The 2,746-nt window shown below is 75.4% G+C and carries 3 protein-coding genes; 1 reads left to right on the forward strand and 2 read right to left on the reverse strand.

Going from position 1 to position 2,746, the window contains the following annotated elements; genetic code table 11:
• Positions 1–509, forward strand: a 509-nt coding sequence (locus DZF91_RS25515) for a PadR family transcriptional regulator (RefSeq protein WP_147341380.1), incomplete at its 5' end; no start/stop codon positions are given.
• A 122-nt stretch (positions 510–631) separates the two neighbouring features.
• Here DZF91_RS25515 and DZF91_RS25520 read toward each other — a convergent pair.
• The gene (locus DZF91_RS25520; protein WP_117359757.1) at positions 632–1,609 is read right to left on the reverse strand and encodes a hypothetical protein; all 978 of its coding nucleotides are present in this window, start codon (positions 1,607–1,609) and stop codon (positions 632–634) included.
• Between the two features lie 452 nt (positions 1,610–2,061).
• A partial coding sequence (gene otsB / locus DZF91_RS25530) for a trehalose-phosphatase (protein ID WP_117359758.1) occupies positions 2,062–2,746 on the reverse strand: 685 nt, incomplete at its 5' end.

Genomic DNA, 2,746 nt, shown 5'->3' on the forward strand with positions numbered 1-2,746 from the left:
GTCCGGGCTTCGGCCCGGGCGGCCCCCGAGGGCGCGGCCGGGGACGGGGCGGCGGACGGCGCACCCGGCGCGGCAACGTCCGGGCGGCGCTGCTCGCCCTGCTGGCCGAGCGTCCGATGCACGGCTACGAGATGATCCAGGAACTCGACGAGCGCACCGGCGGCGTCTGGCGGCCGAGCCCCGGCTCGGTCTACCCGACGCTGCAGATGCTCGAGGACGAGGACCGGGTCAGCAGCGAGGAGCAGGGCGGCAAGCGGCTGTTCTCCCTCACCGACGCCGGCCGCGAGGAGGCGTCCGCGCAGACCTCCGTCCCCTGGGAGGAGGTCACCGAGGCCGCCGGGGAGAACGTCCTGCACTCGCGGGAGGCGATCCGGCAGCTCATGGGGGCGCTGCACCAGGTCATGGCCGTGGGCAGCCCGTCCCAGCAGTCCCGCGCGCTGGACGTCGTGAACGACGCCCGCCGCCGCCTCTACGGCATCCTCGCCGACGACCCGGAGGCGGACGACTGATCCGGCGTCCGCCGCCGCACGCCCGTCCGTTGGCGAAGGTCCGCGGATGCGGCGCGAGAAGGCGAAGGGGCCGTCGCGACCAGGTTCGGTCGCGGCGGCCCCTTCGTCGTGCGCGGGTCCGGTCAGCGCGGGAGCGGCGCCTCCTTCGCGTCCTGGTCTCCCATGTAGAGGCGCTTCCAGATGAACAGGCGCAGGTCGCCGGTCTTCAACTGCTTCTCCACCGGGACGTCCACCGTCGCGCGGACGAGATACGCCGAACCGGGCGGCATGTACTTGTCGTCGCCGTCGCCCGCGACGAGCTGCCCGCCGCGCAGCGACCGGACGACGTCGCTGTGCGTCGGCGGGGTGCACATGTCCTCGGGCGCGCCGACCTGCGGCATGCAGCGCGCGCGTCCCGAGCTCTCCACGCGGGAGCGCTTCACGAACACGTCGCCGGGGAAGTCGAGCAGCACCTTCTCGCGGCCGGGGTTCGACAGGACGTACTCGACGTACGCGAACCCGTATCCGCTCGGCGCGGTCGTCTGCTGCGTGGCCGTGCCCTCGGACGTCCCGGTGTCCACGACGCCGAGCTGGTACCGGTCGCCGTCCGCCGTCGCCACGGACACGGTGGTCCCGGTCTTGGGCATCGGGCCGGAGCGCGTCGGGACCGACCGGCTCGCACCCGCGGACGGGTCGCCCTCACCCTTGCCTCCGTCCGAGCCGGGCATCAGCACGAACGCGCCCACCGCGGCGGCGAGCACCACGAGCAGGCCCGCACCCGCGAGCAGGCCCTTGCGCCGTCCGGCACGGCCGCGCTGCTCGCGCCGGATCCGGTGCCGCTCGCTGCGCGACGACGCGATCCGGACATCGACGCCGCTGGTCTCCCGCACGCCCAGCTCGTCCGAGGTCCGTGCCGGGAAGGACGGCTCCGGCACGTACCCGCCCTGCGGCTGCTGTGCCTGCACGGGCTGCGGCGCGACAGGCTGCTGCGGCGGAGCGGACTGCTGCGGCGGGACGGGGTGCTGCGGCCGGCCGTAACCGGGCTGCGCGGGGACGTTCTGCACGGGCACGCTCTGCGCGGCGGCGTTCTGCGTGAAGGGGTGGCCCCCCGAGCCACCCACCGACTGGACGGTCGGGAACCCGCCGGACGCGTGCGGCTCGGCCGGATACGCCCCGGGCTGCGCCTGACGCTGCGGCGGCGCCTGCGGTGACGCCGGGAGCGGCTGCTGCGGTTCCGCGTGCGGGTGCGGCGGTTGCGGGTGCGGCGGTTGCGGGTGAGGCTGTTGCGGCGGGACGGGGATGCCGGAGGTCGGGGCGCCCGAAGGATCGCGGGACGTCTCGCGCGGCCCCGCCGGCCGCTGCGGGATTCCGGGTCCAGTCTCCACGTCAGCGCTCCCCACCTGTTCTTCTCCCGGCCGAGACCCCACGTCCGCCGGGCGCAGCGAAATTACCTTATCTTTGCGTAATCGCTCGCCGGACTCCTACCTGCCCCACCCTCATCGTCGGTCCCGGCCGTCCGGGCATGCCGAAAGCAGCGGTCGGCGGCGTCCCGCGCCACCGGCCGACGGGGGACTCAGACGGGCGGCAGCAGCGTGTCGAGGAAGGCGACGACGCCCTCCGGACCGTCCACGACCAGGTCGGCGCGTTCGGCCAGCGCGGTGACCTCGGCGGATCCGCTGCACAGCTTGAACCCGGGGACGCCCTCGGCGCGCAGCGCGTCCACGGCGTCGAACGCGGCGAGGTCGCCCAGGTCGTCGCCCGCGAACAGCAGCATCGACGGTTTCCCCGCCTCGGCGACGAACTCGCGCAGGGCGACGCCCTTGTCCATGCCGGGCGGACGCAGCTCCAGGACGAACCGTCCGGGCTCGACGACCAGGCCGTGCCGTTCGGCCAGCGCGTCCATGACGCCCCGCAGCCGGTCGAGCGCCACCTGGGGTTCCGCGCAGCGCCGGGTGTGGACGGCGAGGGCGCGGCCCTTGTCCTCCACGAACGTCTCGGTGGGCGCGCCCGCCGCCTCCAGGACGCGGGGCAGCTTGGCGCGCACCTCGGCGACGCCGGGCGGCGGCTCGGGCGAGGTCAGCACGCCGGCCTCCCAGCGCTCCGCGCCGTACTGGCCGAGGACGACCAGTTCGTCGATGCCCTCGAAGCCGCCGTACTCCACCGCGGCCGCCGCCGGACGCCCGGTCACGACGACCAGGGACCGCACCCGCGGGGCCAGCGCGGCGAGGGCGGCGGCGGCGCGGGGATGCGCGCGCGCC

Origin of the sequence: Actinomadura logoneensis, from assembly GCF_003428695.1 — a bacterium.
Taxonomy (GTDB): domain Bacteria; phylum Actinomycetota; class Actinomycetes; order Streptosporangiales; family Streptosporangiaceae; genus Spirillospora; species Spirillospora logoneensis.